Consider the following 25,972-nt stretch of genomic DNA (forward strand, 5'->3'; position numbering starts at 1 on the left):
TCAGCCGTCCTTTTTCATGGAGCGCGGGCCGAGTGGATGTTCGGCATGCGGATAGGGATGGTGCGTATGACCGCCGCCGCCATGATGATGGTGGCCATGGCCGTGGCCGTGGCCGTTATTGTGGTGATGATCGTGGCCATGGTCGTGGTCGTGGCTATGGCCGTGGTGATGATCGTGGCCGTGATCGTGGCCGTGGTGATGCGTGTGCGCGGCATCGCCGTCGGTGCCGACGCCCTCCACGTGATGGTGATGGCTTTCCTGCGGCAGCCCCACCTCGGCCTCGAAGCCAAGCACCTGCTCGCGGTATTTGCACATCTGGCAGTTCATGTTGTTGGTGCCGACCATCACCTCGTCCAGCCGGTCGACGAAGGTTTCCACCACGAGATCGTGCGCGCCGAGATAGGGCGCCTTGATGAACTCGATATCGCCATGCCGCGATGCCACGGCGTCGGTCTGGTCGTAGATGCGCCGCACCAGGATGCCGGTGAACAGGAAGTAGGGAAACACGACGATGCGCCGGTAGCCGAGCCGGGTCGCATGTTCCAGCGCCGGCCCGACCAGCGGGAAGGTGACGCCCGAATAGGCCGTTTCGCCCCATCCGAAGCCGAGGCCCTCCCACAGCAGCCGCATGACCTTGGCGACATTGGAATTGGCATCGGGGTCCGAGGCGCCGCGCCCCACCACCACCAGCATCGTATCGTGGAGGGGCGTGCCGTCCTGCCAGCCGCCGGCCCGCAGCGCCTGCCGGATGCGGTCGCCCGCGGCGCGCACCATCTTCGGGTCGATGCCGAGTTCGCGCCCATAGCGGATGTCCACGCCGTTGGCGCTAGCATAGGTGTTCAGAACCGAGGGAATGTCGTTCTTGGCGTGGCCGGCGGCGAACAGCATGCCCGGCAGCGCCAGGATCGTGCTTGCACCGCCTTCGCGCAGCCTGTCGAGACCGTCGCGGATGATGGGCCGTGCGAATTCAAGGTAGCCGTAATCCACCGTCCAGTCGGGCAGGCGGTGCGTCATCTTGTGCGCCAGCGCCTTGAATTCGTCGACCGCGCCTTGGTCGCGGCTGCCATGGCCGCACAGCATCAGGGCGTTCATGCGCCACCTCCTTCGGCTCCGTCCTGGCCCCCGGATTGGGTCGGCCGCCACGGAATATCTCTCAGCCTCCTGGTAGAGGCACCGTATGCACGCCTGCATAGAAGCTTTCCGGCAGTCATGAAAGGCTCTAAACGCAAGCGAGCCACAGGAAGCCACTGCCCGATGTCGCCCGATACGATCGTCATTCTCATTGTCGCCGCAGCGTTTTTTGCCGGCTTCGTCGATGCCATCGCTGGCGGCGGCGGCCTGATCACCATTCCGGCGCTTCTGCTTGGCGGCTTCGATCCGCTATCCGCTCTCGGCACCAACAAGTTGCAGAGCCTGTTCGGCTCCGGTTCGGCAACCATCGCCTATGCGCGTCGCGGGCTGGTGGACGTGAGGACGCTGCTTCCGGCAGCGGCCCTGTCCTTTGCCGGCGCATGTGCAGGCGCGTTGGCGGCCATGCTGCTGCCGCCCGATCTTCTGGGCGGTATCCTGCCCTTTCTGCTGATCGCCATCGCGGTCTATTTCGCGGTCAAGCCCAACCTGTCCGACGTCGATCGGGAGCAGCGGATCTCGCCCGTCTTCTTCGCCTGCTTCTTCGTGCCGCTGATCGGCGCCTATGACGGGTTGTTCGGGCCGGGCACCGGCTCCTTCTTCATGATCGCCTTCGTGGCGCTTGCCGGCTACGGCGTCCTCAAGGCGACGGCCCACACCAAGCTGCTCAACTTCGCGTCCAATCTCGGCGGCTTCGCCATCTTCGCCTTTTCCGGGTCCATCCACTGGAAGCTCGGCCTGGCCATGGGCATCGCGCAGTTCTGCGGCGCGCGCCTGGGCGCCGCCTCCGCCGTCCGCTTCGGCGCGAAGCTGATTCGCCCGCTGCTTGTCGCGGTCTGCACGATACTCGCCCTCAAGCTTATCCTGGGTTGACGGAGATGGCCGCACGCAGCCTCATGTTCCAGGGTACGGGGTCGGACGTCGGAAAAAGCGTCCTCGTGGCCGGGCTGTGCCGCCTGTTTGCCCGTGGCGGAATGAGCGTGCGCCCTTTCAAGGCGCAGAACATGTCCAACAATGCCGCCGTGGCGCGTTGCCACGATGGCGGCTACGGCGAGATCGGCCGTGCGCAATGGCTGCAGGCCCTGGCGGCCGGCGCGGAACCCGTCACCGACATGAACCCCGTCTTGTTGAAGCCGATGTCCGACACGGGCGCCGACATCGTCGTGCAGGGCAGAAGCCGGGGCACCGCATCGGCCCTCGGTTACCAGCGCCTCAAGGCAAGCCTGCTCGACGCCGTCCTGGACAGTCATGCGCGGCTGGCGGCGGACTGCGATCTTGTGCTTGTCGAAGGGGCCGGCAGCGCATCCGAGGTCAATCTCCGGTCCGGCGACATCGCCAATATGGGCTTTGCACGCGCCGCCGATGTGCCGGTTGTGCTGATCGGGGATATCGACCGGGGCGGCGTCATCGCATCGCTTGTCGGCACGCATTGCGTATTGCCGCCGCAGGACCGGGCCATGATCGCCGGCACCATCGTCAACAAGTTCCGCGGCGATCCGGCCCTGTTTGCCGAAGGGCTGGCAACCATCGAAAGACATACCGGGTGGCCGTCGCTGGGGCTCGTTCCCTGGCTCACCACCGTCGGACGCCTGCCCCCTGAGGATTCCGTGGCGCTGGAGCGTCCGCGCCCCGGCGGCGGGGCCCGCCGCGTGCGCATCGCCGTGCCGCAGCCGGGGCGCATCGCCAATTTCGACGACCTCGACCCGCTGGCCGCGACACCGGGTGTCGAGGTCAGCTTCGTGCGCCCGGGCGAGGCGATCCCCCGGTGCGACTGCATCCTTTTGCCCGGCACGCGGGCCACCATCGCCGACCTGGCGGCCTTCCGCCGCCATGGCTGGGACACCGATATCGCGCGCCACCATGCAGCCGGCGGCATGGTCGTCGGCATTTGCGGCGGCTTCCAGATGCTCGGCCGCCGCATCGACGATCCCGAGGGGGTGGAAGGGCCGGCAGGCGGTGTCGACGGCCTTGGCCTCCTTGCCGTGGATACGGTGATGGAGCCGCGAAAGACGGTGCGCCCGGCCCGCCTGCGCGCGACGACGGGGGAAGAGCTGTCCGGCTACGAGATCCATCTCGGCCGCACCGAGGGCCCAGGCCGCAGCCGTCCCTTCGCCGTCGATGCCCATGGGCCGGAGGGCGCCGTCAGCGCCGACGGGCGCGTTATCGGCACGTATCTGCATGGCGTCTTCGGCAATGACGCCTGGCGCAGCCGCTTCCTGTCGGATCTCGGCCTTGCCGGCCCGCCGCTGGCCTACATGGCCGAAGTCGAGACGGCCCTCGACGCCGTCGCCGACGCGCTGGAGGCGGCGCTGGACGTGCCATCGCTGCTGCGGCTTGCGCGCTGACATGTTTTGTCACGCAATGGCATCTTCCGCCCGGCCGCGTCCTGGGCCAGATTGACTGGAACGTTTCCAGGCAAGGGCCCCACGCCGATGCACTCGACCATGATGGATACGCCGGCCCGTTACGGCATTGTCTCCCGCCTGTTTCACTGGGTGATGGTGGTGCTGCTGGCCTGGCAGTTCGCCAGCGCGCTGCTGCGCGTCTTCGCCGAAGACACCGCGATAGAAGGCTTCTTCTGGTCGACCCACTATGCCGTCGGCTTCACCCTGTTTCTGCTGGTGATCCTGCGTGGCCTGTGGGGGCTGGCCAATCTGTCGCGGCGGCCGGGACATGCGGCGATTCGCTTTGGCCGGCTGGCGACGCTCGGCCATCTGGTCATGTATCTTCTGATGATCGTGATCCCGTTCCTCGCCATTCTCCGCGCCTATGGCAGCGGCAGGGGGTTCGCCCCCTACGGGTTCGAGATATTCGCCGCCACGGGCGAGCGGATCCCCGCTCTGATCGCGCCAGCCAGCGCCGTGCACGGCCTGTTCGGATGGGTGCTGCTGGCGCTGATCGTCGGGCATATCGCCATGGTGGCCATGCACGAGGCGGTCTGGAAGGACAGGATCGCCGCGCGCATGGCCTGACAGGCGACGAAGGCCTGCGGCAAAGCCCGGTTCACGCCCCCATGAAGGCGCGGAAGCGGTCGGCCCAGTCCTTGTGCCAGCGCGACAGCGGCGGCCGGTTGCGGATCACGTCCTCCGCCGCCCACTGGATGCGCTTCTCGTCGATGTCGCGCGTGACTTCGTTGTCGGGGCACAGGATGTAGAAATCGCCGTCCGACAGACGCGCCATCATGAAATCCACCGTCTCTTCCGCCGTCCATGCGGCGTCGGGCTTGTCTGCCCGCCCACGTGCCGTCAGCCCGGTGAAGACGAAACCCGGAATCAGCAGTGCCGCCGTCACGGCGCTTCCCTCGCGCTCGCGCAGCTCATGCGCGAGCGCCTCGGTGAATGCCTTCACGCCGGCCTTCGACACATTGTAGGCCGGGTCGCCGGGGGGCGTGGTGATGCCCTGCTTGGACCCCGTATTGATGATCAGGCCGGGTTCGCCATGCTCCAGCATGGCGGGTCCGAATGCCCGCGTACCGTTGATGACCCCGCCCAGATTGACCGACAGGACGGCATCCCAGTTCCGTTCCTCGCCGAAGATCGACGAGCCCGGCTGGATGCCGGCATTGTTCATCAAGACGTGGATCGGCCCCAGCGTCCGCTCCAGATGCGCGGCCGTCTTCGCCAGCCCGGCCCTGTCCGTCACGTCGCAGGCGGCTGCCGCCACGTTGAGATCGCTGCCGGCCTCCTTTTCCAGAAGGTCCAGCGCCTCGGCCAGCGGCTCCATGTCCCGGTCCACGATGGCCACGTTCATGCCTTCGGCCAGAAACCGGCGGGCGGCGGCAAGGCCGATGCCGGCGGCCCCGCCCATCACGACCGCGTTGTGGTTGGGGGCGATTGCGGGGTGCGGCATGAACAACTCCGGTGGATCATTCGTTTCGGTCCCGCTTATTTCGGTCAGGTGGCCCGCATTGGCAAGTTGCGGCAGACGAGTGGACTGATTATCGTGACGGCCGATGGTCCCGTGCCGCACCCTGCGGCTTCGGGCTAAGAGGGAATGCGAAGGGCCGACCCAATCCGGGGGCCCGTATCGTAGCCGACCCCGCGACTGTAGAGCGGAGAGGTTGTTCCACCGGCATGCCGGAAACGCCACTGGGAAAACCCCGGGAAGGCAGGAAACAACCGCTGACCCGCGAGCCAGGAGACCTGCCATCGCTGAAGGGCGGCAATCCTGCCGCCGTCACGGAGGTTGAACCTTATGACCGCGCATTCCGCGTCGCAGACGCATGCTTCTTCGTCAGGGCGCATCGCAACCGCGCTCTTTGCCCTCGTTCTCGGTGCCTTCTTCGTCTACGGCGCGGGCTTTGCCGCCGCCGACGCGCTGCACGACACCGCGCACGACGCGCGCCACGCCATGGGCCTTCCCTGCCACTGAGCCGGGACAGAGGAGCGCATCATGCTGGCAAGAACCCTTATCGCGGCCCTCCTGGCCGGAATGCTGGCTGGCCTGGCGATCACGCCCGTCCAGTCGCTGAAGACAACCCCGCTCATCCTTGCCGCCGAAGTCTTCGAGGACGGCGGCGCACCTGCCCATGACCATGCTGCCGGCCTTTCCTTCGTCACGCCTGCCATGGCCCATGGCGGCGAGGATGAGGAAAGTGCAACGCTGGTGGCCAGCCGCCTCGGCGGAACGGCGATGGCCAACATGGTGCTGGGCGCCGGCTTCGCGCTGCTGCTGGCAGCAGCCAGCCTGGCGTTCGACAGGCCGCTCACGGCGCGCAACGGCGCGGTCTGGGGCCTTGCCGGCTTTGCCGTGCTGACGCTCGCCCCCGCCATGGGCCTGCCGCCGGAGCTGCCGGCAATGCCCGCCGCCGACCTCGGGGCGCGGCAGGCCTGGTGGCTGATGGCCGTGCTGTGCACCGGCGGCGGCCTGGCCGGCCTCGTCCTGTCGCGGCGGACATGGCAGCGCCTGTTCGGCCTGGTGCTGATCGCAGCGCCCCTGTTTATCCCGGCGCCGCACCCGGCAGAGCTGGCAAGCCCCATTCCACCCAGCCTGGCGGCGGAGTTCGCCGTGGCATCGCTTGCAACGTCCGCGCTCTTCTGGGTGCTGATCGGCCTGTTTTCCGGATTGGTGCTCGACGCCATCCGGCGCACCGCCAGTCCGCGGCCGGCGTGAGGCGATCCGTCTTCGTGCTCGGCGGAGCGCGCTCCGGCAAGAGCGCCTTCGCCGAGCGGCTTGCCACCGCCACCGGGCTCGAGCGGGTCTACATCGCCACGGGGCAGGCATTCGACGCCGAGATGGCGGCGCGCATCGATGCGCATCGGCGCTCTCGCGGCGACGGATGGCGCACTGTGGAAGCACCGTACGATCTGGCACAGGCTATCTGCGCCGAGGCGCGAAGCGACCGCGTGCTGCTGGTGGACTGCCTGACGCTGTGGCTCAGCAACGTCCTTCTGGCGGACGGCGACATCGCCGCCGCCATCGACAACCTTTGCTCCATGCTGGCACGGGCAGACGGGACGGTCATTCTCGTTTCCAACGAGGTCGGCCTTTCGATCGTGCCGGAAAACGCGCTGGCCCGCGCCTTCCGCGACCATTCCGGCCGCATGAACCAGAGCATCGCAGCCCTTGCCGACGAAGCCTGGTTCGTTGCTGCGGGGCTGCCGCTGAAACTGAAAGGATAGAATTCATGACCCACAAGATTCCCGCCACCGTCATTACCGGCTTTCTCGGCGCCGGAAAGACGACGCTGATCCGCAACCTTCTGGCCGATGCCGGCGGAAGGCGCATTGCCCTCATCATCAACGAGTTCGGCGATCTGGGCGTCGATGGCGACGTGCTCCGGGCCTGCGCCGGCACGGCCTGCCGGGAAGAGGATATCGTAGAGCTGACGAATGGCTGCATCTGCTGCACCGTCGCCGACGATTTCATCCCCACCATGACGAAGCTTCTGGAGCGTGACGAGAAGCCGGATCATATCGTCATCGAGACATCGGGGCTGGCGCTGCCGCAGCCGCTGGTGGCCGCCTTCAACTGGCCCGGCATCCGCGAACGGGTGACCGTCGATGGCGTCGTCACCGTTATCGACACGGCGGCCGTCGCCGCCGGCCGCTTCGCCGACGACGAGGCCCGTGTGGCGGCGCAGCGCGCGGCGGACGACAGCCTCGATCACGACAACCCGCTGGAAGAGCTGTTCGAGGACCAGATCCGGGCCGCCGACCTGGTCATTCTCAACAAGGCCGATCTGGTGGATGAAGCGGCGTTGGATGGGGTGCGCACGCAGGTCGAGCGGGAGGCCGGCCGCAAGCTGCCCATCCTGACGGCGGAAGGCGGCAAGCTGCCCGCCGATGTGCTGATCGGCCTTCAGGCCGGCACCGAACAGCTCATCGCCGGGCGCCGGTCCCATCACGAGATCCACCATGCCGACGGGCACGAGCACGACCACGAGGATTTCGACAGTTTCCTGGTCGAGCTGGGGTCGGTTGCCTCGCGCGAGGCGTTGGAAGACGCTCTCAGGACGGTCATCGCACAATACGACATCCTTCGTCTGAAGGGGTTCGCCAGTATCAAGGGCAAGCCCATGCGCCTGCAGGTGCAGGCGGTGGGCAACCGTATCGACAGCTATTTCGACCGCCCCGCCGCACAAGGCGAGGGAACGCGCCTTGTCGTCATCGGCCTGCATGACAGGCTGGACGATGCCGCACGCAAGGCCATCACCGCGCATCTGGAAACCTTGACGATATGCGCGGCGGCCTGACCCGATGCACCTGCTGCTGGCGGAAAAGGGCTCTCTGGCGCAGACGGCCGAGGCTGTCGATCTCGGCCAGTCTGCGGGCGAGATCGTCGTTCTGTCTGCCGCCGATACGGAGCTGGCTGCCCTGTCTTCGGCAGCACGCCGCCTGCAGCTTGCGCCGGGCCGCCTGCGGCTGGCCAATCTGATGCGGCTGACGCATCCCATGTCGGTCGATACCTATGTGGAGCGGACCCTGTCGCATGCCCGCCTCGTCGTCGTGCGGCTTCTGGGTGGCATCGGCTACTGGCCCTACGGCGTCGACGCCCTGCGCGCCGCCGCGCAGCGCAACGGCTTTGCCCTGGCCTTCCTGCCGGGCGACGACCGCCCGGACCCGGCGCTGGACGCTGCCGGCACCGTTGCGCCATCGGTGTGCAAAAGGCTGGCGGCGTATCTGCGGGAGGGTGGCCCCGACAACGCGATGCACTTCGTCAACGCCTGCGGAGCGGTGATCGACCAACAGGAATGGCCACCGGATGCCCGCCCCCTGCTGCGCGCCGGCGTCATGGACCGCGTATCGCGCGCCGCGCCCAATGCCCCGGTGGCATCCGTCGTCTTCTACCGCGCGCTGATGCAGAGCGGCCAGACGGAGGCGATCGAGGCGCTGTGCGAAGGCCTGGAGCGCCGTGGGCTGCTCGCCCTGCCCGTCTTCGTGTCCAGCCTCAAGGATGCCGTCACGCAGGCGACGGTGCGCCATCTCTTTGCGGCATCCCCGCCCGATGTGGTGTTGAACTGCACGGGCTTTGCCGTGTCGCCGGCGGGCCAGGCACACAGCCCGACGGTTCTCGACGAGCAGGGCGCCCCGGTGATCCAGTGCGTGCTGGCCGGCACCAGCGAAGAGACATGGGCGGACTCCGACAGGGGCCTTGGCGCGCGCGACCTTGCCATGAACATCGCCCTTCCGGAGGTCGACGGGCGCGTTCTGGCCGGGGCCGTGGCCTTCAAGAGCGCGGCGACGTGGGACGCAACTTGCGAAGTGGATGTCGTCACGCATCGCCCGCTGCAGGCCAATGTCGACTTTGCCTGTGCCCTCGCCATGCGATGGTCCCGCCTGAGGCGAACGCCGGCGGCCGAGCGCCGCATTGCGATGCTTCTGGCCAATTACCCCAATCGCGATGGCCGCATCGCCAACGGGGTCGGGCTGGACACGCCCGCCGGCGCCATTGCCGCGCTGACGGCCATGCGGCAGGCCGGATATCGCGTGGACGACCTTCCGGCCGCTGGCAACGCCCTGGTAGAGCATCTTCTTGCCGGCCCCACCAATGCCGGGATCGCCGGCCGGGAAATCCGCGAAAGCCTGTCGCTGGAAGATTATCGCGCCTTCTTCGATACGCTGCCGCAGGCCCTGCGGCAGGCGGTGACGGAGCGCTGGGGCCCGCCCGAGGACGACCCTTTCCACGTCGCCGGCACGGGCTTCGCCCTGCCCTTCGCGCGGTTCGGCAACATCGCGGTCGGCATCCAGCCTGCCCGTGGCTACAATATCGACCCGAAGGAAAGCTACCACGCGCCAGACCTTCCGCCGCCGCACAACTACGTCGCCGCCTATGCCTGGTTGCGAACGGTCTTTTCGGTGGACGCGGTGATCCACATGGGCAAGCACGGCAATCTGGAATGGCTGCCGGGCAAGGCGCTGGCCCTCTCGCAGGCCTGTGCGCCACGCGCCATCCTGGGGCCGCTGCCGCATCTCTACCCGTTCATCGTCAACGACCCGGGCGAAGGCACGCAGGCCAAGCGGCGCAACGCCGCCGTGATCGTCGATCACCTGACGCCGCCCCTGGCGCGCGCCGAAAGCTACGGAATGCTGCGCGATCTGGAAGGGCTGGTCGACGAGTATTACGAGGCCGAGCAGGGCGACAGGCGGCGGGCGGATGCGCTTCGTCCGAAGATCCTGCAACTTGCCGCCGACAGCGGCCTTGCCGAGGATGCCGGCATCGCAGGCGAAGCCGCGCCCGATGCGGCGCTTGTGAAGCTCGACGCCTATCTGTGCGACCTGAAGGAAATGCAGATACGGGATGGGCTCCATGTCTTCGGTCGCTCGCCGGAGGGCAGCCTGCGCGACGAACTCGTCGTCGCCATGCTGCGGCTGCCGAGGGGTACGGGGCCGCAGGACGCCTCGCTGATACGCGCGCTTGCACAGGATATGCACCTTGGGGATTTCGACCCCCTGGCCTGTGAATTGTCGGCGCCCTGGACCGGGCATCGGCCACAGCTTCTCAACAGCCTGTCCACAGACCCGTGGCGTAGCTGCGGCGACACCGTCGAACGGCTGGAACTCCTGTCCAGCCGGCTCGTGGCCGGCACGCTGGATATGGATATCCCCATGCCGGCCACAGCGCCGGTTTTGGCATTCATGCGCGATACGCTGGCACCCGCTGTGGACGGATGTGGACAGGCGGAACTGGCCGGCATTCTGACCGGCCTTGACGGCCGGTTTCTTGCGCCCGGCCCATCCGGCGCGCCGACGCGCGGGCGGCCGGACGTATTGCCGACCGGGCGCAACTTCTATTCCGTCGACACCCGCGCCGTTCCCACGGAAACGGCTTTTGCACTGGGGCGGAAATCCGCCGAGGCGCTGGTAACGCGCCATTTGCAGGATCACGGCGAATGGCTTCGGGCCATCGGGCTGACGGTGTGGGGCACGGCCAATATGCGCACGGGTGGTGACGATATCGCCCAGGCCCTGGCGCTTATCGGTGCCCGGCCCGTCTGGGATGGCGGGTCGCGGCGGGTCACCGGCTTCGAGATCGTGCCGCTTGCGGCCCTTGGCCGGCCACGCGTCGATGTCACCTTGCGCATCTCCGGCTTCTTCCGCGACGCATTCCCCGACCAGATCGCCCTGTTCGATGCGGCGGTGCGGGCCGTCGGCGCACTCGACGAGCCGGACGCGGAAAACCCGCTTGCCGCCCGCATGCGCGATGACGCAGCCGCATTGATGGACAGCGGCTCGACAGCGGAAGAGGCACGGCGGCGGGCGGGCTTCCGCGTCTTCGGTTCACGCCCCGGCGCTTATGGCGCGGGCCTGCAGGCGCTGATCGACGAAGGCGGCTGGGCGGACAAAAACGACTTCGCCGAAGCCTTTCTGGTCTGGGGCGGCTATGCCTATGGCGCGGACAGCGAAGGCGAGGCCGACAGGCAGGCACTGGAAACCCGTCTGTCGCAGGTCGACGCGGTGGTGCAGAACCAGGACAACCGCGAACACGACCTTCTGGATTCCGACGATTACTATCAGTTCGAAGGCGGCATGAGCGCGGCGGTCGAGACCCTGACCGGCAAGCGGCCGCATGCCTATCACAACGACCATTCGCGGCCCGAGCACCCGATTGTCCGCACCTTGGACGAAGAGATCGGGCGTGTGCTGCGCGCCCGCGTCGTCAACCCGAAATGGATATCGGGCGTGATGCGCCACGGCTACAAGGGCGCCTTCGAGATCGCCGCTACGGTGGACTATCTCTTCGCCTTCGCCGCCACGACGGGCGCCGTCCGCGACCATCACTTCGACCTGGTACATGCGGCCTTCGTAGCCGACGAGACCGTCAGCGCCTTCATGCGCGCCAACAACCCGGACGCCTACCGCGAGATGGTGGACAGGCTGGCCGAGGCGGTACAGCGAGGCCTCTGGCGCCCGCGCTCCAATGCCGCCCGCTTCGAACTCGACCGCAAGGAAACATCGCAATGACCGTAAAGAACGAAAAGATCGCCGCTTTAAGCGATGCCGAACTGGATGCGCGTCACGCCGAGAAGATGCGCAAGAAGAAGGCCGCGCGCGACAAGATCATTGCCACCAAGACGCAGGAAAAGGGCCTCGTCATCGTCCATACCGGCAAGGGCAAGGGCAAGTCCACGGCGGCGTTCGGCCTCGTCTTCCGGGCGCTCGGCAATGGCATGAAGGTTGCCATCGTGCAGTTCGTGAAGGGCAAGTGGGAGACGGGCGAGCGTCAGGCGCTGAAGCGCTTTGCCGACGACGTCACCATCACCGCCATGGGAGATGGCTTCACCTGGGAAACGCAGGACCGGCAGCGCGATATCGCCGCCGCGCGCGCGGCCTGGGAGCGCGCCAAGGCGCTGATCGCCGATGATGAGCACCAGATGGTGGTTCTGGACGAGTTGAACATCGTGCTGCGCTACGACTACCTGCCCGTCGATGAGGTCGTCGAGTTTCTAAAAACCTCCAAGCCCGAAATGAAGCATGTCGTGATTACGGGCCGCAACGCCCGGGACGAGCTGATCGACTTCGCCGACCTTGTCACCGAGATGGAGCAGGTCAAGCACCCGTTCCGCGCCGGCATCAAGGCGCAGAAGGGTATCGAATTCTAAGCCCACCGGTGGCGTGGCGCCTTCTACCGGTAGACGACCCTTGTGCCGCACATCATGTCGTGGAGCCCTCTTTTTTCCCGGGTCGCGCCGACCATCAGGACGCCGATGCAAAGGCACAGGAACGATACCATGCGGGCAACATAGCGGCCGAGGGCCAATCCGGGGCCGATCGGTTTGCCGTCGGCCCGGACGATGCGAAGTCCGAGCACCTGCTTGCCCCATGTCGCCTGCGCCGGCCGCGCCACCAGAAGGACGTTATAGGCGACGGTAATCGCGAGCGAGACGATGAAGGCTGCGAACTGCCCGATAGAGGATGGGGCGATCTGTTCCAGGAAGGATACCACGAAGGTGACGGGCAGCAGAATGATGACGTCGATCAAGCAAGCGGCCACCCTGATCCAGAAGCCGCCATATCGCACGGTCTCCGAGGAAGTTGGGGCCGAAATGCCTTCGCCCGGCACGCCCGCTGCATTCGGGTCCAGAGGAACAGTCGAAACGTCGGACATGATTGGTTTTCCCCGCAACTAGACACTGCAGGGCTTTGACCATCCAACAATCAGACTGTCAATATCGTATATCTGTTATATCTTTATGCCGGAAAGGCCAGCGGGCGTCGCCCTGGCCCATGCTCCAGTACATCCATCGCCAGACCGTAGATCCGCTGGAGTTCGCCCGGCGTCATGATCGCTTCGGGCGAGCCGCGCGCAATCAGCTTCCCCTGCTTCAGCGCCAGGATCTCGTCGCAGAAGCGGGCCGCCATGTTGACGTCGTGCAGCACCACGACCACCCCAAGGCCCCGCTCTGCCGACAGGCGATGCACCAGAGACAGAACTTCGATCTGGTGCGCCACGTCCAGAGCCGAGATCGGCTCGTCGAGCAGCAGGCATTCGGCGTCCTGGGCAACCAGCATGGCCAGCCACACACGCTGGCGTTCGCCGCCGGACAGCGTGTCCACCTGCCGGTCGGCAAAGCCCCGGATGTCGGTCAGTGCCATCGCCTCTTCCACCTTTGCGCGGTCGCCCTCGCCGAATCGGCCGAGCGCGCCATGCCAGGGATAACGGCCGAGTGCCACAAGCTCGCGCACCAGCATCCCCGTGGCAGCCGGCGTATATTGCGGCAGATAGGCGACCTTGCGCGCGAAGGCGCGCTCGCCCCAGTCGCGCAGCGGTTTGCCTTCGAAGCGGATCGCGCCCTGCGTCGGCGGCTCCTGCCGGGCCAGCATCTTCAACAGGGTCGATTTTCCGGAGCCGTTATGACCGATCAGGCCGATGACCCGGCCGGCCGGCAAGGTCAGGTCGAGCGGACCGACAAGGGTGCGGTCCCCGATCGCATAGGTCACGCCCTCGGCTGCAAACAAGGGCTCGGCGATGGCGAAACCGCAATCCGGCACATCCTGGAGCTTGGCGGTCACGCCCATCGCAAAAATCCTTCGGTTGCAACTCAGCTTTCACCACGACCGCGGCGTCGTTGCAACCGGCAGATCGCGTTACCCGCCATGCAGTTTCAGCGGCGGCCCGCGGGTCGGCGACAACAGGTCGGCCATGATGGCGACCGAGCCGCGCACCGGGCCAAGAACGCGCCATTGGTGCTGGCGCTGCAAGGCGTCATAGGCCGCGATGGCGAACTGGCCGTGGATCAGTATGTCCTGCTTCCGGCGCCCGATGATGCCGATGGCGCCCGCTCCGGCAAGCGATACGAGCCGCCCCTTGTTCTGGAAGCGGAACGACTTGACCGGCTCGTTGCGCAGGACGCGCGGCAGCGCCGCCGCAAGGTAGGCGGCCTGCTGGCTGGCCGCCTGCGCGGTGGGCGGCAATGGCCGTTCCGCACCCGCAGGAATGCAGGCCGCAGCGTCGCCGAGCACGTAGATGCAATCGTCGGCGGTGGAGCGCAGATGGCTGTCCACCTTGATCCGGCCCTTGTCGTCGTAGTCGAAGCGGCCAAGGCCGCGCAGCACCGGGTTTCCCACAAGGCCGGCCGCCCACACCGAGATATCGGCGGGCCACGCTTCGCCCTTGGCGGTGCGGATCTCGTCCTTGTCCACCACGCTGATGCGCGCGTCGGTCACCGTCTTGATATCCAGTCCGCGCAAGCGCTCGACCAGTTTTTCACGCAAGGCCGCTTCGGCGCCCGGCATCAACTCGGGCGCGGCCTCCAGAATCGTGATGTCCAGCAGTTTGCGGCCGCGCGGCACCGGACCCTTGCTGCTCCAGTCGAAGAAGGCGCGCTCCGAAGCGCGCAGGTGGGCGGCCAGCTCCGTGCCCGTCGCGCCGGAGCCGACGATCACCACATCGGCCGGAACGCCGGTGGCGCGCGCACGGATCATCGCGTTGATGAACTGCTTGCGGAAGGCGTCCGCGTCGACTGCGGCATCCAGACGGATCGCGTTCTCGGAAACGCCGGTGGTGTTGAAATCGGGCGTGACGCCGCCCAGCGCAACGACACACAGATCGTAGGTCAGCAGACGCTCCGGCACGACGATTTCGCCGGCGTCGTCGTGGATCGCGGCCAGGCGCACCGCCTTCATGGCGTGCTCGATGCCGATGACGCTGCCCTGCTCGAAATGGAAGCCGCGAAGCTGGCCGAGGACGTAAAAGGAAATCTCCGCAAGGGACGAGGATACCGTACCGGCCGCGAACTCGTGCAGGCGCGGCTTCCACAGATGCGACGTCACCCTGTCGATCAGCGTCACGTCGATGCCGCGGGCGCCGGCCAGTTGCACCGCCAGTTCCAGTCCGCCTGCCCCGCCGCCGAGGATCAGGATACGCGTCTGCCTTGCCAACTCGCTTGCCTCCCTGTCAGCCGAACAGACCTGTCAGCCCCACGATGATGAGATAGAATGCCACGATATAGTTCAGCAGTCGCGGCATGATGAGAATGAGAACGCCGGCGATCAGGGCTACGACGGGCTGGATGACGATGACGTCCATGGGAATCCTCTCCGGAATGTGTCCGTGAGGGGAGATAGGCGCGTTCAGGCCATGTACCACCCGTGGCTGGGCACTATCGACTGGCCGGTGAGCGCGTTGGAGCGGAATGCGGCGAGAAAGACCGCGACGTCCGCGACGTCTTCCAGCGTGGTGAATTCCTTGTCCACCGTGCGCCCCAGCATGACGCGCTCGACGACCTCCTGTTCGGAAATGCCGAGATCGCGCGCCTGCTCGGGGATCTGCCGCTCCACCAGCGGGGTGCGGACGAAGCCGGGGCAGATGATGTTCGAGCGAACGCCGTGCGGGCCGCCCTCGCGCGCCATCACGCGCGCCAGGCCGAGAATGGCGTGCTTGGCGGCGACATAGGCGCTTTTCAGTGGCGACGGCTCGTGGCTATGCACCGAACCCATATAGATGAGCGAGCCCGATTTCTGCGGGTACATATGGCGGATGCAGGCCTTCGTCAGAAGGAAGCTGCCGCCGAGATGGATGTCCACGACCTTGCGGAACTCGTCGTAGGGGAAATCCTCGACGGGGTGGACGATCTGGATACCGGCATTGGCGACCATCGTGTCGATCCGCCCGAACCGCTCGACGGTCCGGGCGACGCCGTCGTCGACTGCCCGTTCGTCGGTGACGTCCATGGTTATGGCGAGGGCCTCGCCCCCGGCGTCGGCGATCGCCTGCACGGTGCGGCCCGCCGCGTCGGCATCGATGTCGCTGACGGCGACGCGCGCGCCTTCATGCGCATAGGCCATGGCGATCTGGCGGCCGATGCCGGAGCCGGCCCCCGTGACGATCGCGACATTCCCCTCAAGCTGCGGCATGTGTCCGTTTCTCCCCTTCCGGCCCGGCGCGAGGATAGCCGAGCCGGAAGTGGGCCGGAAAGCAGAAAATCAGGCGTCGCGGGTTGCTTCGTCCGCCCCGGCGGACGCCGGCTCCACCGGTGCCTTCGGGCCACCCTTCGACACGCCCACCAGGGCCGGCCGCAGGACACGCTCGCCGATGGCGTAGCCGTCCTGCACGACCTCCACCACCGTATTGGCCGGTATCTCGGCGTTGGGAACCTCGAACATCGCCTGATGGAAGTTCGGGTCGAACCGCTGGCCCTTCGGCTCCAGCTTGCGCACGCCGTGGCTTTCCAGCGCCGACAGCATCGAGCGGGCCGTCATCTCGACGCCCTCGACCAGCGATTTGAAGCCGCTGTCCGCGCCGTCGCGCACCTCGGCCGGAATGGCCTGCAGGGCGCGGGAAAGATTGTCCGAAACGCCCAGCATGTCCCGGGCAAAGCCGGCCACCGCGAACTGGCGCGCATCGCGAATTTCGCGCTCGGTGCGGCGTCGCAGGTTTTCCATGTCGGCCGCGGCGCGCAGAACCCGGTCCTTGAGCTCGGCGTTATCGGCCTCCAGCGCGGCCAGCCTTTCCGCGTCGGCGGCCGCGGCGCCCTCGCCCCAGCCGGGCGTGGCGGTGTCGTCGGCAGCGCCAGCGGTCTCGGTCTTCTGTTCCACGCCTTCGTCGTGGCGCGTACCGTTTTCGCTGTTCGTCATCGTGTCAGGCTCTCCTTTGCGTGCCGCCGCCCGTGCGGCGGAACAGATCGATCCCGCCGCATATCGAATGCGGCTTCCCCAAAATCAAGATCACGGACGGCCGGCGGCGCCGCCCAGAAGCCGCGAAACCAGCCGTGCCGTGTAGTCGACCATGGGCACGATGCGGCGATAGTTGAGGCGCGTCGGCCCGATCACGCCGACGGCGCCGATGACGCGCTCGGCTCCGTCGCGATACGGCGCAATGACGAGCGATGATCCGGACATGGAGAAAAGCTTGTTCTCCGATCCGATGAAGATGCGCACCCCATCGCCCGACTCCGCCAGATCGACCAGCTCCATGATGGAGCTTTTGGTTTCCAGGTCGTTGAACAGATGGCGCAGGCGCTCCAGGTCGGCCGCGGCCGACACGTTCTCGATCAGGTTGGCACGGCCGCGCACGATCAGGCGGCTTGGCTGGTCGGCGCTGGCGCCGGACCAGACGGCGATGCCTGCATCCACCATCTCCTGCGAGAGCTTGTCCAACTCGCTCGCCGTCTGACGCCTGAGGTCGCCCAGCCGCTGATGCGCCTCGCTCAACGTCCGCCCGACGACGTTGGCATTGAGGAAATTGGCGGCCTCGACCAGCTGGGACGACGTCACGCCGGGGGGCAAGTCGACGACGCGATTCTCGACATCGCCATTCTCGCCCACCAGAACGGCGAGCGCGCTTTTGGGGTCCAGCCGGATGAAATCCACATGCTTGAGGCGCAGGTCGTTCTTGCCGGCCATCACCAGCCCGGCCCCGCGCGACAGGCCTGACAGAAGCTGGCTTGCCTCCGTCAGCAGCGTATCGACGGAGCGTGTATCGCCCAGCGAGCGGACATGCTCCTCGATCCGGGTGCGCTCGGCATCCGGCATGTCCCCGACTTCCAGAAAGGCGTCGACGAAGAAGCGCAGGCCAAGCTCGGTCGGAACGCGGCCCGCACTGACATGCGGTGCGTAGATCAGGCCGAGGGCCTCCAGGTCGCTCATGACGTTGCGGACAGAAGCGGGCGACAGGCTCTGCGTCAGAAGACGCGAAATATTGCGCGAGCCCACAGGCTCGCCATTGTCGAGATACGAATCGACGATCAGCCGGAAGATATCGCGCGAGCGATCGTCGAGCGTCGCGCCGACGCCCGTTCCGAATGGATCGTTGCTGGAGGTGGTCCTGTACTTCATGGCTCTGCCACCAACATATGCGCCCGCTGGCGCTTCCGTCCAGCGTCGAAAGATTCTACATCACGCCAAGGAATGTACAGACCACACAAGACGATACAGGACACAAGCCTTATGCGGCCATCCAAGCGTGCGGCGCACGAACTGCGCAACGTCACCCTCGAACGCGGCGTTTCCCGCCATGCCGAAGGCTCGTGCCTCGTCCGCTTCGGCGACACGCATGTCCTGTGCACCGCCAGCCTGGAAGAGCGCGTGCCCGGCTGGCTGAAGAATACCGGCAAGGGCTGGGTGACGGCAGAATACGGCATGCTGCCGCGCGCCACCGGCGACAGGATGCGCCGCGAAGCGGCATCGGGCAAGCAATCGGGCCGCACGCAGGAAATCCAGCGCCTGATCGGCCGGTCGCTGCGCGCCATCGTCGACCTTCAGGCCTTGGGCGAACGCCAGATCACGGTGGACTGCGACGTCATCCAGGCCGATGGCGGCACCCGCACCGCCGCCATCACCGGGGCGTTCGTCGCGCTGTCCGACTGCCTGTCCTGGATGGAGCAGCGCGGCATGGTCAAGCGTGCCGCCGTCCTGAAGGATCATGTCGCCGCCATTTCCTGCGGCATCCACAACGGCCAGCCGGTGATCGATCTGGACTATCTGGAAGATTCGTCCGCCGGGACGGACGCCAATTTCGTCATGACCGGCCGTGGCGGTATCGTGGAAATCCAGGGCACCGCCGAGGGTGAGCCGTTCAGCGAAGACGAGCTGAAGGCCCTCATGGACCTTGCCAAAGCCGGCATCGCCGACCTTGTCGAAAAGCAGAAGGCAGCCCTCGCCGGCTGAACGACCATGGCCCATACGCTCGACTCCGGGGCCGGCCCCCTGCTGGTCGCCAGCCACAACCAGGGAAAGATCGCCGAGATCGAGGAGCTTCTCGGTCCGCTCGGCTTCACGGTGGTTTCCGCTTCGCAGCGCGACCTGCCCGAACCGGACGAGACCGGCTCCACCTTCGAGGAGAACGCCAGGATCAAGGCTCTGGCCGCCGCGACGGCCACCGGCCTCGTCGCCCTGTCAGACGATAGCGGAATCGTGGTCGATGCACTCGATGGCGCACCGGGCATCTATTCGGCCCGCTGGGGCGGGCCGGACAAGGATTTCGCCATGGCGATGCGCCAGGTGGAAAAGAAGCTGCAGGCGGCCGGTGCGCTGAAGCCCGCGCAGCGTCGGGCCCGCTTCGTGGCGGTTCTGTGCCTTGCATGGCCGGACGGCACCACGCGCGAGTTTCGCGGCGAGGTCGAGGGCACCGTCGTATGGCCGCCGCGCGGCACGCTCGGCTTCGGCTACGATCCATTCTTCCTGCCGGAAGGCCATTCACGCACCTTCGGCGAGATGTCGTCGGACGAGAAACACGGTTGGAAGCCCGGACAGGCCACCGCGCTGTCGCACCGCGCACGGGCATTCCAGTTGTTTGCCCGCGACATGCTGGGCGTTGCGTGACACGAGGCTTCGGACCTCCGGCCGGAGGACGCATCTTCACGCCGACCCCGGCCGAGCCCGGCTTCGGCGTTTATGTCCACTGGCCCTTCTGCGCGGCCAAATGCCCCTATTGCGACTTCAACAGCCATGTCCGCCACAAGCCGGTGGACCAGGCGCGTTATGCACGGGCCTTCGAGCGCGAACTGGCCGTCATGGCGGCGCGCACGCCCGGGCGGCAGGTCACGTCGGTCTTTCTGGGGGGCGGCACGCCATCCTTGATGGACCCGTCGACCGTCGAGCGTATCCTGTCCGCGATCGCCCGCCACTGGCCCGTCGCGGACGGCGCCGAGATCACCATGGAGGCGAACCCGAGCAGCGTCGAGGCGGATCGCTTCCGTGGCTATCGCGCCGCCGGCGTCAACCGCGTGTCGCTGGGCGTCCAGGCACTCAATGATGCCGATCTTCGGCGTCTGGGGCGCCTGCATGACGTTGGTCAGGCCCTGGCGGCCATCAAGCTTGCGCGCGAAACCTTCCCGCGCCTGTCCTTCGACCTCATCTATGCGCGCCCCGGCCAGACGGCGGATGCCTGGCAGGCGGAACTCGAGCGGGCGATAGACCTCGCCGCCGACCATCTGTCGCTGTACCAGCTCACCATCGAGGAAGGCACCGTCTTCCATGCGCTGCACCGCACCGGCAGGCTCGTGGTGCCGGACGGCGAACTGTCGGCGGACCTTTACGAGGTGACGCAACAGGTGACCGCGGCGCGGGGCATGCCGGCCTATGAAGTGTCCAATCATGCCGTGCCCGGTGCGGAATCGCGCCACAACCTGACCTATTGGCGCTACGGCCTCTATGCCGGGGTTGGGCCCGGGGCGCATGGACGCATCCCCGGCCATGCCGGGCGGCACGCCACTGCCAACGAAAAACTTCCCGAGCGCTGGCTGGAACTGGTCGAGGCGCAGGGACACGGCATGGATGTCGACGAGCCGCTGGCCAGTCCCGAGCAAGCAGAGGAACTGCTGCTGATGGGCCTTCGCCTGAGCGAGGGGGTGGACCTTGAGCGCTGGCGTCAACTGTCCGGCCGCGATCTCGATGGGGGGCGCGAGGCGGAACTGCAATCCTATGGCATGGTCGAACGCCTGTCGTCCGACCGCCTGCGCGCAACGCCCGCCGGCATGCTGGTGCTGGACCGGGTGCTGGCGGAACTGGCCTGAGGGAGAGAGCCGTGGAGGAAGCAAGGCCGGATACGCGCTTCAGCCTTCTGGGGCAGGTGTTCGACGCGCCACGGCCGGAGCCGGGCCTGTACCTCGTGGCCACGCCCATCGGCAATCTCGGCGATATGGGGCTGCGGGCGCTGCAGATCGTGGCAGGAGCAGACATTCTGGCATGCGAAGACACGCGGGTGACCGCCAAGCTGCTGCAGCGCTATGGCATCAAGCGCGCCAGCATGGCCTATCACGAGCATAATTCGGAGGCCGCCGGCGCCGCCATCATCGAAGCGCTGGCCGCGGGCAAATCCGTGGCGCTGGTTTCCGATGCCGGAACGCCCATCGTCTCAGACCCCGGCTTTCCGGCCGCTCGCCTGGCCATAGCGGAAGGCTTTCCCGTCATCCCGATTCCGGGTGCATCGGCGCCGCTGGCGGCGTTGGCGGCCAGCGGCCTTCCATCGGACGCCTTTTTCTTTGCCGGCTTTCCACCGCAGAAGCAGGTGGCGCGGCGCGCCCGCTTCGAAGAGCTGGCACGGGTGCCGGGCACGCTGCTGTTCTTCGAAGCGCCACATCGCATAACCGAAAGTCTGGCGGACATGGCCGCGATGCTGGGCGACAGGCCGGCGGCTGTGTGCCGCGAACTGACCAAGCTTCACGAGACGATCTATCGTGACACGCTGTCCGGCCTTGCCCGGACCTTCGCGGCGATGGAGCGCGTGCGCGGCGAGATCGTGGTTTGCGTCGGCCCGCCCGCCCCCGAGGCTGCCGCCACCGGCGACGATGTCGATACGATCCTTTCGGGCCTGCTTCAGGAGATGAAGCCGGCCCATGCGGCGCAGGAGGCCGTCAAGTTGACGGGCCTGCCGCGGCGCGAGCTTTACCAACGCGCCCTTGCCCTCAAGGGCGGCGCGGCTTGAACGTGCCCAACCTGCGCCGGCGCGCCTTCCGCAAGGGACATCACGCCGAGGCAGTCGCCGCAATCTGGCTGCGGCTCAAGGGTTATCGCATCCTGGCGCGGCGGTTTCGCTGCCGGGTGGGCGAGGTCGATATCATCGCCCGGCGCGGCGCCGTCCTTGCCATCGTGGAGGTCAAGGCGCGCAGCGAGGTGACCGTCGCCGTGGACGCCGTGCAGAGCGCGGCGTGGCGCCGCATCGAAGCCGCGGCGGACGTCTGGCGCGTGCGTCATCCGCAGCCCGAAACACTGTCCATGCGCTACGACATCGTCGCGGTGACATCCGCATTCCGCCTGCGGCACCTGGCTGGTGCTTGGCAGCCCAACCGATACAAATGATTGCAATCGGCAGGCGTTGGCGGCTACGACACGCTCGAGACAAGTCCCGCGAGGTGTCATGAGCTTGAAGGTCGCAGTGCAGATGGACCATGTGTCGTCCATCACGATCAAGGGTGATTCAACATTCGCCCTGTGCCTGGAGGCGCAGCGGCGCGGACACAGCCTGTTCCACTATACCCCCGACCGTCTTTCGATGCGCGACGGCGTGGTGACGGCGCGGCTCGAGGCGATGCAGCTTGCCGAGGAACAGGGCCGCCACTTCACCCTGGGCGAGCCGGTGCGCACCGATCTGGCCGAGATGGATGTCGTCCTGCTGCGGCAGGACCCCCCTTTCGACATGAACTACATCACGTCGACGCATCTTCTGGAGCGGTTGCAGCCCGGGACGATCGTCGCCAACGACCCCGCCTGGGTTCGCAACATGCCGGAGAAGATCTTCGTCACGGAGTTCTCCGACCTGATGCCCGAGACCCTCATCACCAAGGATGCGGCAGAGGTTGCCGCGTTCCGCGCCGAGTTCGGCGAGATCGTGATGAAGCCCCTGTATGGCAATGGCGGTGCCGGCGTCTTCCACCTGACGCGGGACGACCGGAACCTGTCATCCTTCATGGAGACATTCGCGCTTCTGTTCCGCGAGCCCTTTATCGTGCAGCGATACCTGCCGGATGTGCGCAAGGGCGACAAGCGGGTGATCCTCATCGACGGCGAGCCCGTGGGCGCGATCAACCGGGTGCCATCGGAAACCGATGCGCGGTCCAACATGCATGTCGGCGGTCGTGCGGAGCCGGCCGACATCACGGACCGCGACCGCGAAATCTGCGCCCGCATTGGCCCCGCCCTGCGCGAGCGTGGGCAGCTTTTCGTAGGCATCGACGTGATCGGCGATTATCTGACCGAGATCAACTTGACCTCCCCCACCGGCATCCGGGAGGTTCGCCGTTTCGGCGGCGCCGATATTGCGGCTCTCTTCTGGGACAAGATCGAGGATCGCGCCTAGCCCTGGGCGTCGGGCGCGCTCAGTGATGCATTCGGCGCAGGGCCAAGGCGGACGCTTTTTCCGCTATGTCCAGGTAGCGGCTGGCGATCTCTTCGCACAGTCCGGCAAGCTCCGCGGGGCTGCCCTGCCATTCGGCGGCATCCTCGACTGCCTTGAGAGCTTCGGCCTGCGCCATGCGGACCAACCTCGCAAGAGCGGCGTCGCTGCCGCCGGTACTCTTCTTTGCCTGACTCATGATGCAGTCTCTGCCATGTTTACCGACTCCCGCATCGCCCGCTGAAAGCTGCGCACCGCCATCGCAGCGGACCGCATGCGGATCGGCCGCAACTATGCCGACCACCGAGACATAGGACAGCCGCACCCGGATTTACACCGGGTGCCGGTTCTTCAGCTCGGTGCCGGATGAGGCAGACCCGCAGCCGCGCCCATGGGCTGGATGCGACGACTCGGAAACGACGCGCTTGACGACAACATGATATCATATAGTCATCCGGATGTTTTAATCCAGGATTTGGTATTGCGATGATCGCCAGGGTGCGCACGGTGGCCTTTCAGGGCGTGGAGGCCATCCCGGTCGATGTCGAGGTGATGGTCGCACCGGGCAAGGTGGGCATTCAGATCGTCGGGCTGGCGGACAAGGCGGTTGCCGAAAGCCGTGAGCGTGTGCAGTCCGCGCTCCATGCGTCGGGGTTGGCGATGCCGCCCAAGCGGGTCACCATCAATCTGGCGCCGGCCGACCTGCCCAAGGAAGGCAGCCACTACGACCTGCCGATCGCGCTGGGGCTGATGGCCGCACTTGGCGCAATCCCGCCAGGTGAGCTTGCAGCCTATGCGGTGCTGGGAGAGCTGTCCCTGGACGGCAGCATCGTGGCGGTCAACGGTGTGCTCCCAGCGGCGATGGCCGCCAATGCAGGCGGCCTCGGCCTCATCTGCCCGCAAGCCTGCGGATCGGAAGCCGCATGGGCCAGCGCCGACATGCGCATCGTCGCCGCCCGCAACATCATCCAGATCGCAAACCATTTCCGGGGCACGCAGATCCTGGATCGCCCGACGCCCGTCAGCCGCGCCGCTTCGGTATCGCCGCTGGACATGGAACATATCAAGGGCCAGGACGAAGCGCGGCGCGCGCTGGAGGTTGCGGCAGCCGGTGGACACAACCTTCTGTTCTGCGGACCGCCGGGCTCCGGCAAGTCGATGCTCGCCCAGCGCCTGCCATCCATCCTGCCGCCATTGTCGCCGCGCGAACTGCTGGAAGTGTCGATGATCTCGTCCATAGCGGGCGAACTCGCCGAGGGGCGCCTGTCCGCCAGCCGGCCGTTTCGCGCTCCGCACCATTCGGCCTCCATGGCGGCGATGATCGGCGGCGGCCAGAAGGCGCGTCCGGGCGAAGTATCCATGGCACATCAGGGCGTGCTGTTTCTGGACGAGCTCCCCGAATTTGCGCCTGCCGTACTGGATTCGCTGCGTCAGCCCATCGAAAGCGGTGAAGCCGTCGTCGCGCGGGTCAACCACCGCATCACCTATCCGGCACGGTTCCAGCTTGTCGCGGCGATGAACCCGTGTCGGTGCGGCATGGCTGGCGAGCCGGGCCATGTCTGCGCGCGGGGGCCGCGCTGCCAGAGCGATTACCAGGCGCGCGTGTCCGGACCGTTCATGGACAGGATCGACCTGCGCATGTCCGTGCCGGCCGTGACGGTGGCCGACCTGTTGGTACAAAGACCGTCGGAAACGTCCGCCAGCGTCGCCGAGCGGGTCGCCGCCGCGCGGCAAATCCAGCATCGCCGCTATACCGCGATGGGCTTGGCCGAAGGCTACGTCAACGCCCGCTGTTCGGCCGCCGAAATCGAGGCTGCGGCCGCGCTGGATGCAGACGGGCGGTCGATGATGGCGGCGGCGGCCGACCGCCTGCGGCTATCGGCGCGCGCTTTCCATCGCGTTCTCAAGGTGGCGCGCACCCTGGCCGACCTCGACGGGGAAGAACTGGTCGGGCGGCGGCATCTGGCCGAGGCTCTCGCCTATCGCGTCGGGCCTCAGGCCACCACGGCCGGTTGAGAACCGGCAAGCAGCGCGGCAAATTCCGGCTGGTCGGCCAGGCGCACCTGCGGCCGTGGGCCCATCTGCCGGATGATATGGGCCGCCGCAGCGGCGCCCAGCGCGGCACTGGAGCCATGGTCCAGCCCGGCCGTGTAGCCGCGCAGGAAACCGGACGCGAACAGGTCGCCCGCCCCTGTCGTATCGGCGACGTCCGCAACGCGCAGTGCGGGATAGGCCGTCTGTGCGCCCCCCTCCACCACGACGCAGCCCTTTTCGCTGCGCGTCACCACGGCCACCTTGCGCGTATCGCGCCCGATGGCATCGAGTGCGGTTTGCAGGTCGCGGGTCTCGTACAGGGCCAGCGCCTCCTCTTCGTTGGCGAAGACGATGTCGACCGTGCCGGATCGCATGAGTTGCAGGAACTCTTCCCGATGCCGATGCACGCAGAATGAATCGGACAGCGTCATCGCAACGTCGCGCCCGGCGGCGTGCGCCGCGGCAGCGGCTTTCCGGATGCCGTCCTTGGCGCGGGGCGGATCCCACAGATACCCTTCGAAGTAGCAGACCTTGGCCGCGGCAACGACCGCCTCGTCGACATCCTCCGGACCGAACTCGACGCAGGCGCCGAGATAGGTGCACATCGAACGCTCTCCATCGGGTGTCACGAAGATCATGCAGCGCGCCGTAGAAGGGCCGCCGCGCAGCGGCACCGACTCGTAATGGGCGCCGACGGCGCGGATGTCGTGGGTGAAGATGCCGCCCAGCGTGTCGGCGGCGACCTTGCCGAAATAGGCGCCGCGACCGCCCAGAGACACGAAGCCGGCCAGCGTGTTGCCCGCGCTGCCGCCGGACATCTCGATGGCCGGTCCCATGCCGCCGTACAGCGCGATCGCCCGCGCCTCGTCCACCAGCGTCATCGCGCCTTTTTCCACGCCGAGCGCGTCCAGCGCTCCATCGTCGGTACGCGAAAGGACATCGACGATGGCATTGCCGATGGTCAGAAGATCGAATTCCTGCATGAACGCTCTCGTCAGGATGGGAGACAGGCGTTGGATAGCCCGTCCCGGCACATTTGGCGAGAGAAACCACCACCGCACCTTAACGCATTGATAAATATTAAATCTTGGGTTTCTTT

Annotated in this window: 27 protein-coding genes and 1 riboswitch; of the genes, 16 read left to right on the plus strand and 11 right to left on the minus strand. The window is 66.8% G+C overall.

Features of this window, described 5'->3' with window-relative positions; translation table 11 throughout:
• The gene (locus tag AUL31_RS15330; protein WP_060608554.1) at positions 1-1,092 is read right to left on the minus strand and encodes a sirohydrochlorin chelatase; all 1,092 of its coding nucleotides are present in this window, start codon (positions 1,090-1,092) and stop codon (positions 1-3) included.
• 162 nt (positions 1,093-1,254) lie between these two features.
• On the opposite strand from AUL31_RS15330, the gene AUL31_RS15335 reads away from it, so the two are divergent.
• The 3 genes from AUL31_RS15335 (at position 1,255) to AUL31_RS15345 (ending at position 4,100) form a co-directional block, all read left to right on the plus strand.
• Positions 1,255-2,001, plus strand: coding sequence for a TSUP family transporter (locus AUL31_RS15335; protein WP_060608557.1), 747 nt, complete (start codon positions 1,255-1,257; stop codon positions 1,999-2,001).
• A gap of 5 nt (positions 2,002-2,006) precedes the next feature.
• Positions 2,007-3,473: a cobyric acid synthase gene (locus AUL31_RS15340; RefSeq protein WP_060608562.1), complete on the plus strand. Its 1,467-nt coding sequence runs from the start codon at positions 2,007-2,009 to the stop codon at positions 3,471-3,473.
• A gap of 99 nt (positions 3,474-3,572) precedes the next feature.
• Complete coding sequence (locus AUL31_RS15345; RefSeq protein ID WP_244489430.1) at positions 3,573-4,100, plus strand: cytochrome b; 528 nt, start codon at positions 3,573-3,575, stop codon at positions 4,098-4,100.
• Between the two features lie 31 nt (positions 4,101-4,131).
• On the opposite strand, the gene AUL31_RS15350 is transcribed toward AUL31_RS15345, so the two are convergent.
• Positions 4,132-4,977 carry an SDR family NAD(P)-dependent oxidoreductase gene (locus AUL31_RS15350; RefSeq protein WP_060609022.1) on the minus strand — a complete coding sequence of 282 codons (846 nt, stop codon included), beginning with the start codon at positions 4,975-4,977 and terminating at the stop codon, positions 4,132-4,134.
• An 87-nt stretch (positions 4,978-5,064) separates the two neighbouring features.
• A riboswitch (cobalamin riboswitch) is annotated at positions 5,065-5,292 on the plus strand.
• A gap of 30 nt (positions 5,293-5,322) precedes the next feature.
• On the opposite strand from AUL31_RS15350, the gene AUL31_RS15355 reads away from it, so the two are divergent.
• The 6 genes from AUL31_RS15355 to cobO are packed head-to-tail and all read left to right on the plus strand — an operon-like array spanning position 5,323 to position 12,169.
• Positions 5,323-5,499 (plus strand): CbtB domain-containing protein, encoded by a 177-nt coding sequence (locus AUL31_RS15355; RefSeq protein WP_060608569.1) that lies wholly within the window; start codon positions 5,323-5,325, stop codon positions 5,497-5,499.
• Positions 5,500-5,520: 21 nt separating this feature from the next.
• Positions 5,521-6,240, plus strand: a complete 720-nt coding sequence (locus AUL31_RS15360) for a CbtA family protein (protein WP_060608572.1) — start codon at positions 5,521-5,523, stop codon at positions 6,238-6,240.
• Entirely contained in the window at positions 6,237-6,749 is a 513-nt protein-coding gene (gene cobU, locus AUL31_RS15365) for a bifunctional adenosylcobinamide kinase/adenosylcobinamide-phosphate guanylyltransferase (protein WP_060608575.1), read from the plus strand. Before AUL31_RS15360 ends, cobU begins: the two co-directional genes overlap by 4 nt.
• A gap of 5 nt (positions 6,750-6,754) precedes the next feature.
• Positions 6,755-7,822: a cobalamin biosynthesis protein CobW gene (gene cobW, locus AUL31_RS15370; RefSeq protein ID WP_060608579.1), complete on the plus strand. Its 1,068-nt coding sequence runs from the start codon at positions 6,755-6,757 to the stop codon at positions 7,820-7,822.
• Between the two features lie 4 nt (positions 7,823-7,826).
• Positions 7,827-11,531 (plus strand): cobaltochelatase subunit CobN, encoded by a 3,705-nt coding sequence (cobN, locus tag AUL31_RS15375; RefSeq protein ID WP_060608582.1) that lies wholly within the window; start codon positions 7,827-7,829, stop codon positions 11,529-11,531.
• Positions 11,528-12,169 carry a cob(I)yrinic acid a,c-diamide adenosyltransferase gene (gene cobO / locus AUL31_RS15380; RefSeq protein ID WP_060608585.1) on the plus strand — a complete coding sequence of 214 codons (642 nt, stop codon included), beginning with the start codon at positions 11,528-11,530 and terminating at the stop codon, positions 12,167-12,169. The genes cobN and cobO overlap by 4 nt, the downstream gene beginning before the upstream one ends.
• Positions 12,170-12,192: 23 nt before the next feature.
• On the opposite strand, the gene AUL31_RS15385 is transcribed toward cobO, so the two are convergent.
• The 7 genes from AUL31_RS15385 to hrcA all read right to left on the minus strand — a co-directional run bounded on the left by AUL31_RS15385 (position 12,193) and on the right by hrcA (position 17,843).
• Positions 12,193-12,675 carry an RDD family protein gene (locus tag AUL31_RS15385; RefSeq protein ID WP_060608588.1) on the minus strand — a complete coding sequence of 161 codons (483 nt, stop codon included), beginning with the start codon at positions 12,673-12,675 and terminating at the stop codon, positions 12,193-12,195.
• A gap of 83 nt (positions 12,676-12,758) precedes the next feature.
• Positions 12,759-13,586, minus strand: a complete 828-nt coding sequence (locus tag AUL31_RS15390; protein ID WP_060608593.1) for an ATP-binding cassette domain-containing protein — start codon at positions 13,584-13,586, stop codon at positions 12,759-12,761.
• A gap of 69 nt (positions 13,587-13,655) precedes the next feature.
• The gene (locus tag AUL31_RS15395; protein WP_060608596.1) at positions 13,656-14,948 is read right to left on the minus strand and encodes an NAD(P)/FAD-dependent oxidoreductase; all 1,293 of its coding nucleotides are present in this window, start codon (positions 14,946-14,948) and stop codon (positions 13,656-13,658) included.
• 16 nt (positions 14,949-14,964) lie between these two features.
• Positions 14,965-15,096: a DUF3096 domain-containing protein gene (locus AUL31_RS15400; RefSeq protein WP_192388414.1), complete on the minus strand. Its 132-nt coding sequence runs from the start codon at positions 15,094-15,096 to the stop codon at positions 14,965-14,967.
• 44 nt (positions 15,097-15,140) lie between these two features.
• A complete protein-coding gene (locus AUL31_RS15405; protein ID WP_060608603.1) occupies positions 15,141-15,923 on the minus strand; it encodes a 3-hydroxybutyrate dehydrogenase in 783 nt (260 codons plus the stop codon).
• A gap of 69 nt (positions 15,924-15,992) precedes the next feature.
• A complete protein-coding gene (grpE, locus tag AUL31_RS15410) occupies positions 15,993-16,643 on the minus strand; it encodes a nucleotide exchange factor GrpE (protein WP_060608608.1) in 651 nt (216 codons plus the stop codon).
• A 90-nt stretch (positions 16,644-16,733) separates the two neighbouring features.
• Positions 16,734-17,843, minus strand: a complete 1,110-nt coding sequence (gene hrcA / locus AUL31_RS15415; RefSeq protein WP_060608610.1) for a heat-inducible transcriptional repressor HrcA — start codon at positions 17,841-17,843, stop codon at positions 16,734-16,736.
• A 111-nt stretch (positions 17,844-17,954) separates the two neighbouring features.
• On the opposite strand from hrcA, the gene rph reads away from it, so the two are divergent.
• Genes rph through gshB form a run of 6 tightly spaced genes read left to right on the plus strand, consistent with a single transcriptional unit; the run spans position 17,955 to position 22,803 of the window.
• Positions 17,955-18,674, plus strand: coding sequence for a ribonuclease PH (gene rph, locus AUL31_RS15420; protein WP_060608614.1), 720 nt, complete (start codon positions 17,955-17,957; stop codon positions 18,672-18,674).
• Positions 18,675-18,680: 6 nt separating this feature from the next.
• A complete protein-coding gene (gene rdgB / locus AUL31_RS15425) occupies positions 18,681-19,328 on the plus strand; it encodes an RdgB/HAM1 family non-canonical purine NTP pyrophosphatase (RefSeq protein ID WP_060608617.1) in 648 nt (215 codons plus the stop codon).
• Positions 19,325-20,521 carry a radical SAM family heme chaperone HemW gene (hemW, locus tag AUL31_RS15430; RefSeq protein ID WP_060608620.1) on the plus strand — a complete coding sequence of 399 codons (1,197 nt, stop codon included), beginning with the start codon at positions 19,325-19,327 and terminating at the stop codon, positions 20,519-20,521. Before rdgB ends, hemW begins: the two co-directional genes overlap by 4 nt.
• The gene (rsmI, locus tag AUL31_RS15435; protein ID WP_082646977.1) at positions 20,518-21,432 is read left to right on the plus strand and encodes a 16S rRNA (cytidine(1402)-2'-O)-methyltransferase; all 915 of its coding nucleotides are present in this window, start codon (positions 20,518-20,520) and stop codon (positions 21,430-21,432) included. The genes hemW and rsmI overlap by 4 nt, the downstream gene beginning before the upstream one ends.
• Complete coding sequence (locus AUL31_RS15440) at positions 21,429-21,806, plus strand: YraN family protein (RefSeq protein WP_060608626.1); 378 nt, start codon at positions 21,429-21,431, stop codon at positions 21,804-21,806. The genes rsmI and AUL31_RS15440 overlap by 4 nt, the downstream gene beginning before the upstream one ends.
• A gap of 58 nt (positions 21,807-21,864) precedes the next feature.
• The gene (gene gshB / locus AUL31_RS15445; RefSeq protein ID WP_060608630.1) at positions 21,865-22,803 is read left to right on the plus strand and encodes a glutathione synthase; all 939 of its coding nucleotides are present in this window, start codon (positions 21,865-21,867) and stop codon (positions 22,801-22,803) included.
• A 19-nt stretch (positions 22,804-22,822) separates the two neighbouring features.
• Here the strand turns inward: gshB and AUL31_RS15450 are convergent, their stop codons facing one another.
• Complete coding sequence (locus tag AUL31_RS15450; RefSeq protein WP_060608633.1) at positions 22,823-23,164, minus strand: hypothetical protein; 342 nt, start codon at positions 23,162-23,164, stop codon at positions 22,823-22,825.
• A 161-nt stretch (positions 23,165-23,325) separates the two neighbouring features.
• Here AUL31_RS15450 and AUL31_RS15455 point away from each other — a divergent pair, with 161 nt between their 5' ends.
• Entirely contained in the window at positions 23,326-24,855 is a 1,530-nt protein-coding gene (locus tag AUL31_RS15455) for a YifB family Mg chelatase-like AAA ATPase (RefSeq protein WP_060608636.1), read from the plus strand.
• Here AUL31_RS15455 and AUL31_RS15460 read toward each other — a convergent pair.
• Complete coding sequence (locus tag AUL31_RS15460) at positions 24,834-25,856, minus strand: adenosine kinase (protein ID WP_060608641.1); 1,023 nt, start codon at positions 25,854-25,856, stop codon at positions 24,834-24,836. The genes AUL31_RS15455 and AUL31_RS15460 overlap by 22 nt on opposite strands.
• Positions 25,857-25,972 lie beyond the last annotated feature (116 nt).

The sequence above is a fragment of the Aureimonas altamirensis genome, assembly GCF_001463885.1.
Classification (GTDB): Bacteria; Pseudomonadota; Alphaproteobacteria; order Rhizobiales; family Rhizobiaceae; genus Aureimonas; species Aureimonas altamirensis.

Coding starts and splice junctions, on each gene's coding strand:
- AUL31_RS15355 (WP_060608569.1), top strand. CDS start 5,323: ATGACCGCGCATTCCGCGTCGCAGACGCATGCTTCTTCGTCAGGGCGC.
- AUL31_RS15400 (WP_192388414.1), bottom strand. CDS start 15,096: ATGGACGTCATCGTCATCCAGCCCGTCGTAGCCCTGATCGCCGGCGTT.
- grpE (WP_060608608.1), bottom strand. CDS start 16,643: ATGACGAACAGCGAAAACGGTACGCGCCACGACGAAGGCGTGGAACAG.
- AUL31_RS15335 (WP_060608557.1), top strand. CDS start 1,255: ATGTCGCCCGATACGATCGTCATTCTCATTGTCGCCGCAGCGTTTTTT.
- AUL31_RS15340 (WP_060608562.1), top strand. CDS start 2,007: ATGGCCGCACGCAGCCTCATGTTCCAGGGTACGGGGTCGGACGTCGGA.
- AUL31_RS15350 (WP_060609022.1), bottom strand. CDS start 4,977: ATGCCGCACCCCGCAATCGCCCCCAACCACAACGCGGTCGTGATGGGC.
- cobW (WP_060608579.1), top strand. CDS start 6,755: ATGACCCACAAGATTCCCGCCACCGTCATTACCGGCTTTCTCGGCGCC.
- AUL31_RS15405 (WP_060608603.1), bottom strand. CDS start 15,923: ATGCCGCAGCTTGAGGGGAATGTCGCGATCGTCACGGGGGCCGGCTCC.
- cobO (WP_060608585.1), top strand. CDS start 11,528: ATGACCGTAAAGAACGAAAAGATCGCCGCTTTAAGCGATGCCGAACTG.
- rdgB (WP_060608617.1), top strand. CDS start 18,681: ATGGCCCATACGCTCGACTCCGGGGCCGGCCCCCTGCTGGTCGCCAGC.
- cobN (WP_060608582.1), top strand. CDS start 7,827: ATGCACCTGCTGCTGGCGGAAAAGGGCTCTCTGGCGCAGACGGCCGAG.
- AUL31_RS15390 (WP_060608593.1), bottom strand. CDS start 13,586: ATGGGCGTGACCGCCAAGCTCCAGGATGTGCCGGATTGCGGTTTCGCC.
- gshB (WP_060608630.1), top strand. CDS start 21,865: ATGAGCTTGAAGGTCGCAGTGCAGATGGACCATGTGTCGTCCATCACG.
- AUL31_RS15330 (WP_060608554.1), bottom strand. CDS start 1,092: ATGAACGCCCTGATGCTGTGCGGCCATGGCAGCCGCGACCAAGGCGCG.
- AUL31_RS15385 (WP_060608588.1), bottom strand. CDS start 12,675: ATGTCCGACGTTTCGACTGTTCCTCTGGACCCGAATGCAGCGGGCGTG.
- AUL31_RS15345 (WP_244489430.1), top strand. CDS start 3,573: ATGATGGATACGCCGGCCCGTTACGGCATTGTCTCCCGCCTGTTTCAC.
- AUL31_RS15455 (WP_060608636.1), top strand. CDS start 23,326: ATGATCGCCAGGGTGCGCACGGTGGCCTTTCAGGGCGTGGAGGCCATC.
- hrcA (WP_060608610.1), bottom strand. CDS start 17,843: ATGAAGTACAGGACCACCTCCAGCAACGATCCATTCGGAACGGGCGTC.
- AUL31_RS15360 (WP_060608572.1), top strand. CDS start 5,521: ATGCTGGCAAGAACCCTTATCGCGGCCCTCCTGGCCGGAATGCTGGCT.
- AUL31_RS15460 (WP_060608641.1), bottom strand. CDS start 25,856: ATGCAGGAATTCGATCTTCTGACCATCGGCAATGCCATCGTCGATGTC.
- rph (WP_060608614.1), top strand. CDS start 17,955: ATGCGGCCATCCAAGCGTGCGGCGCACGAACTGCGCAACGTCACCCTC.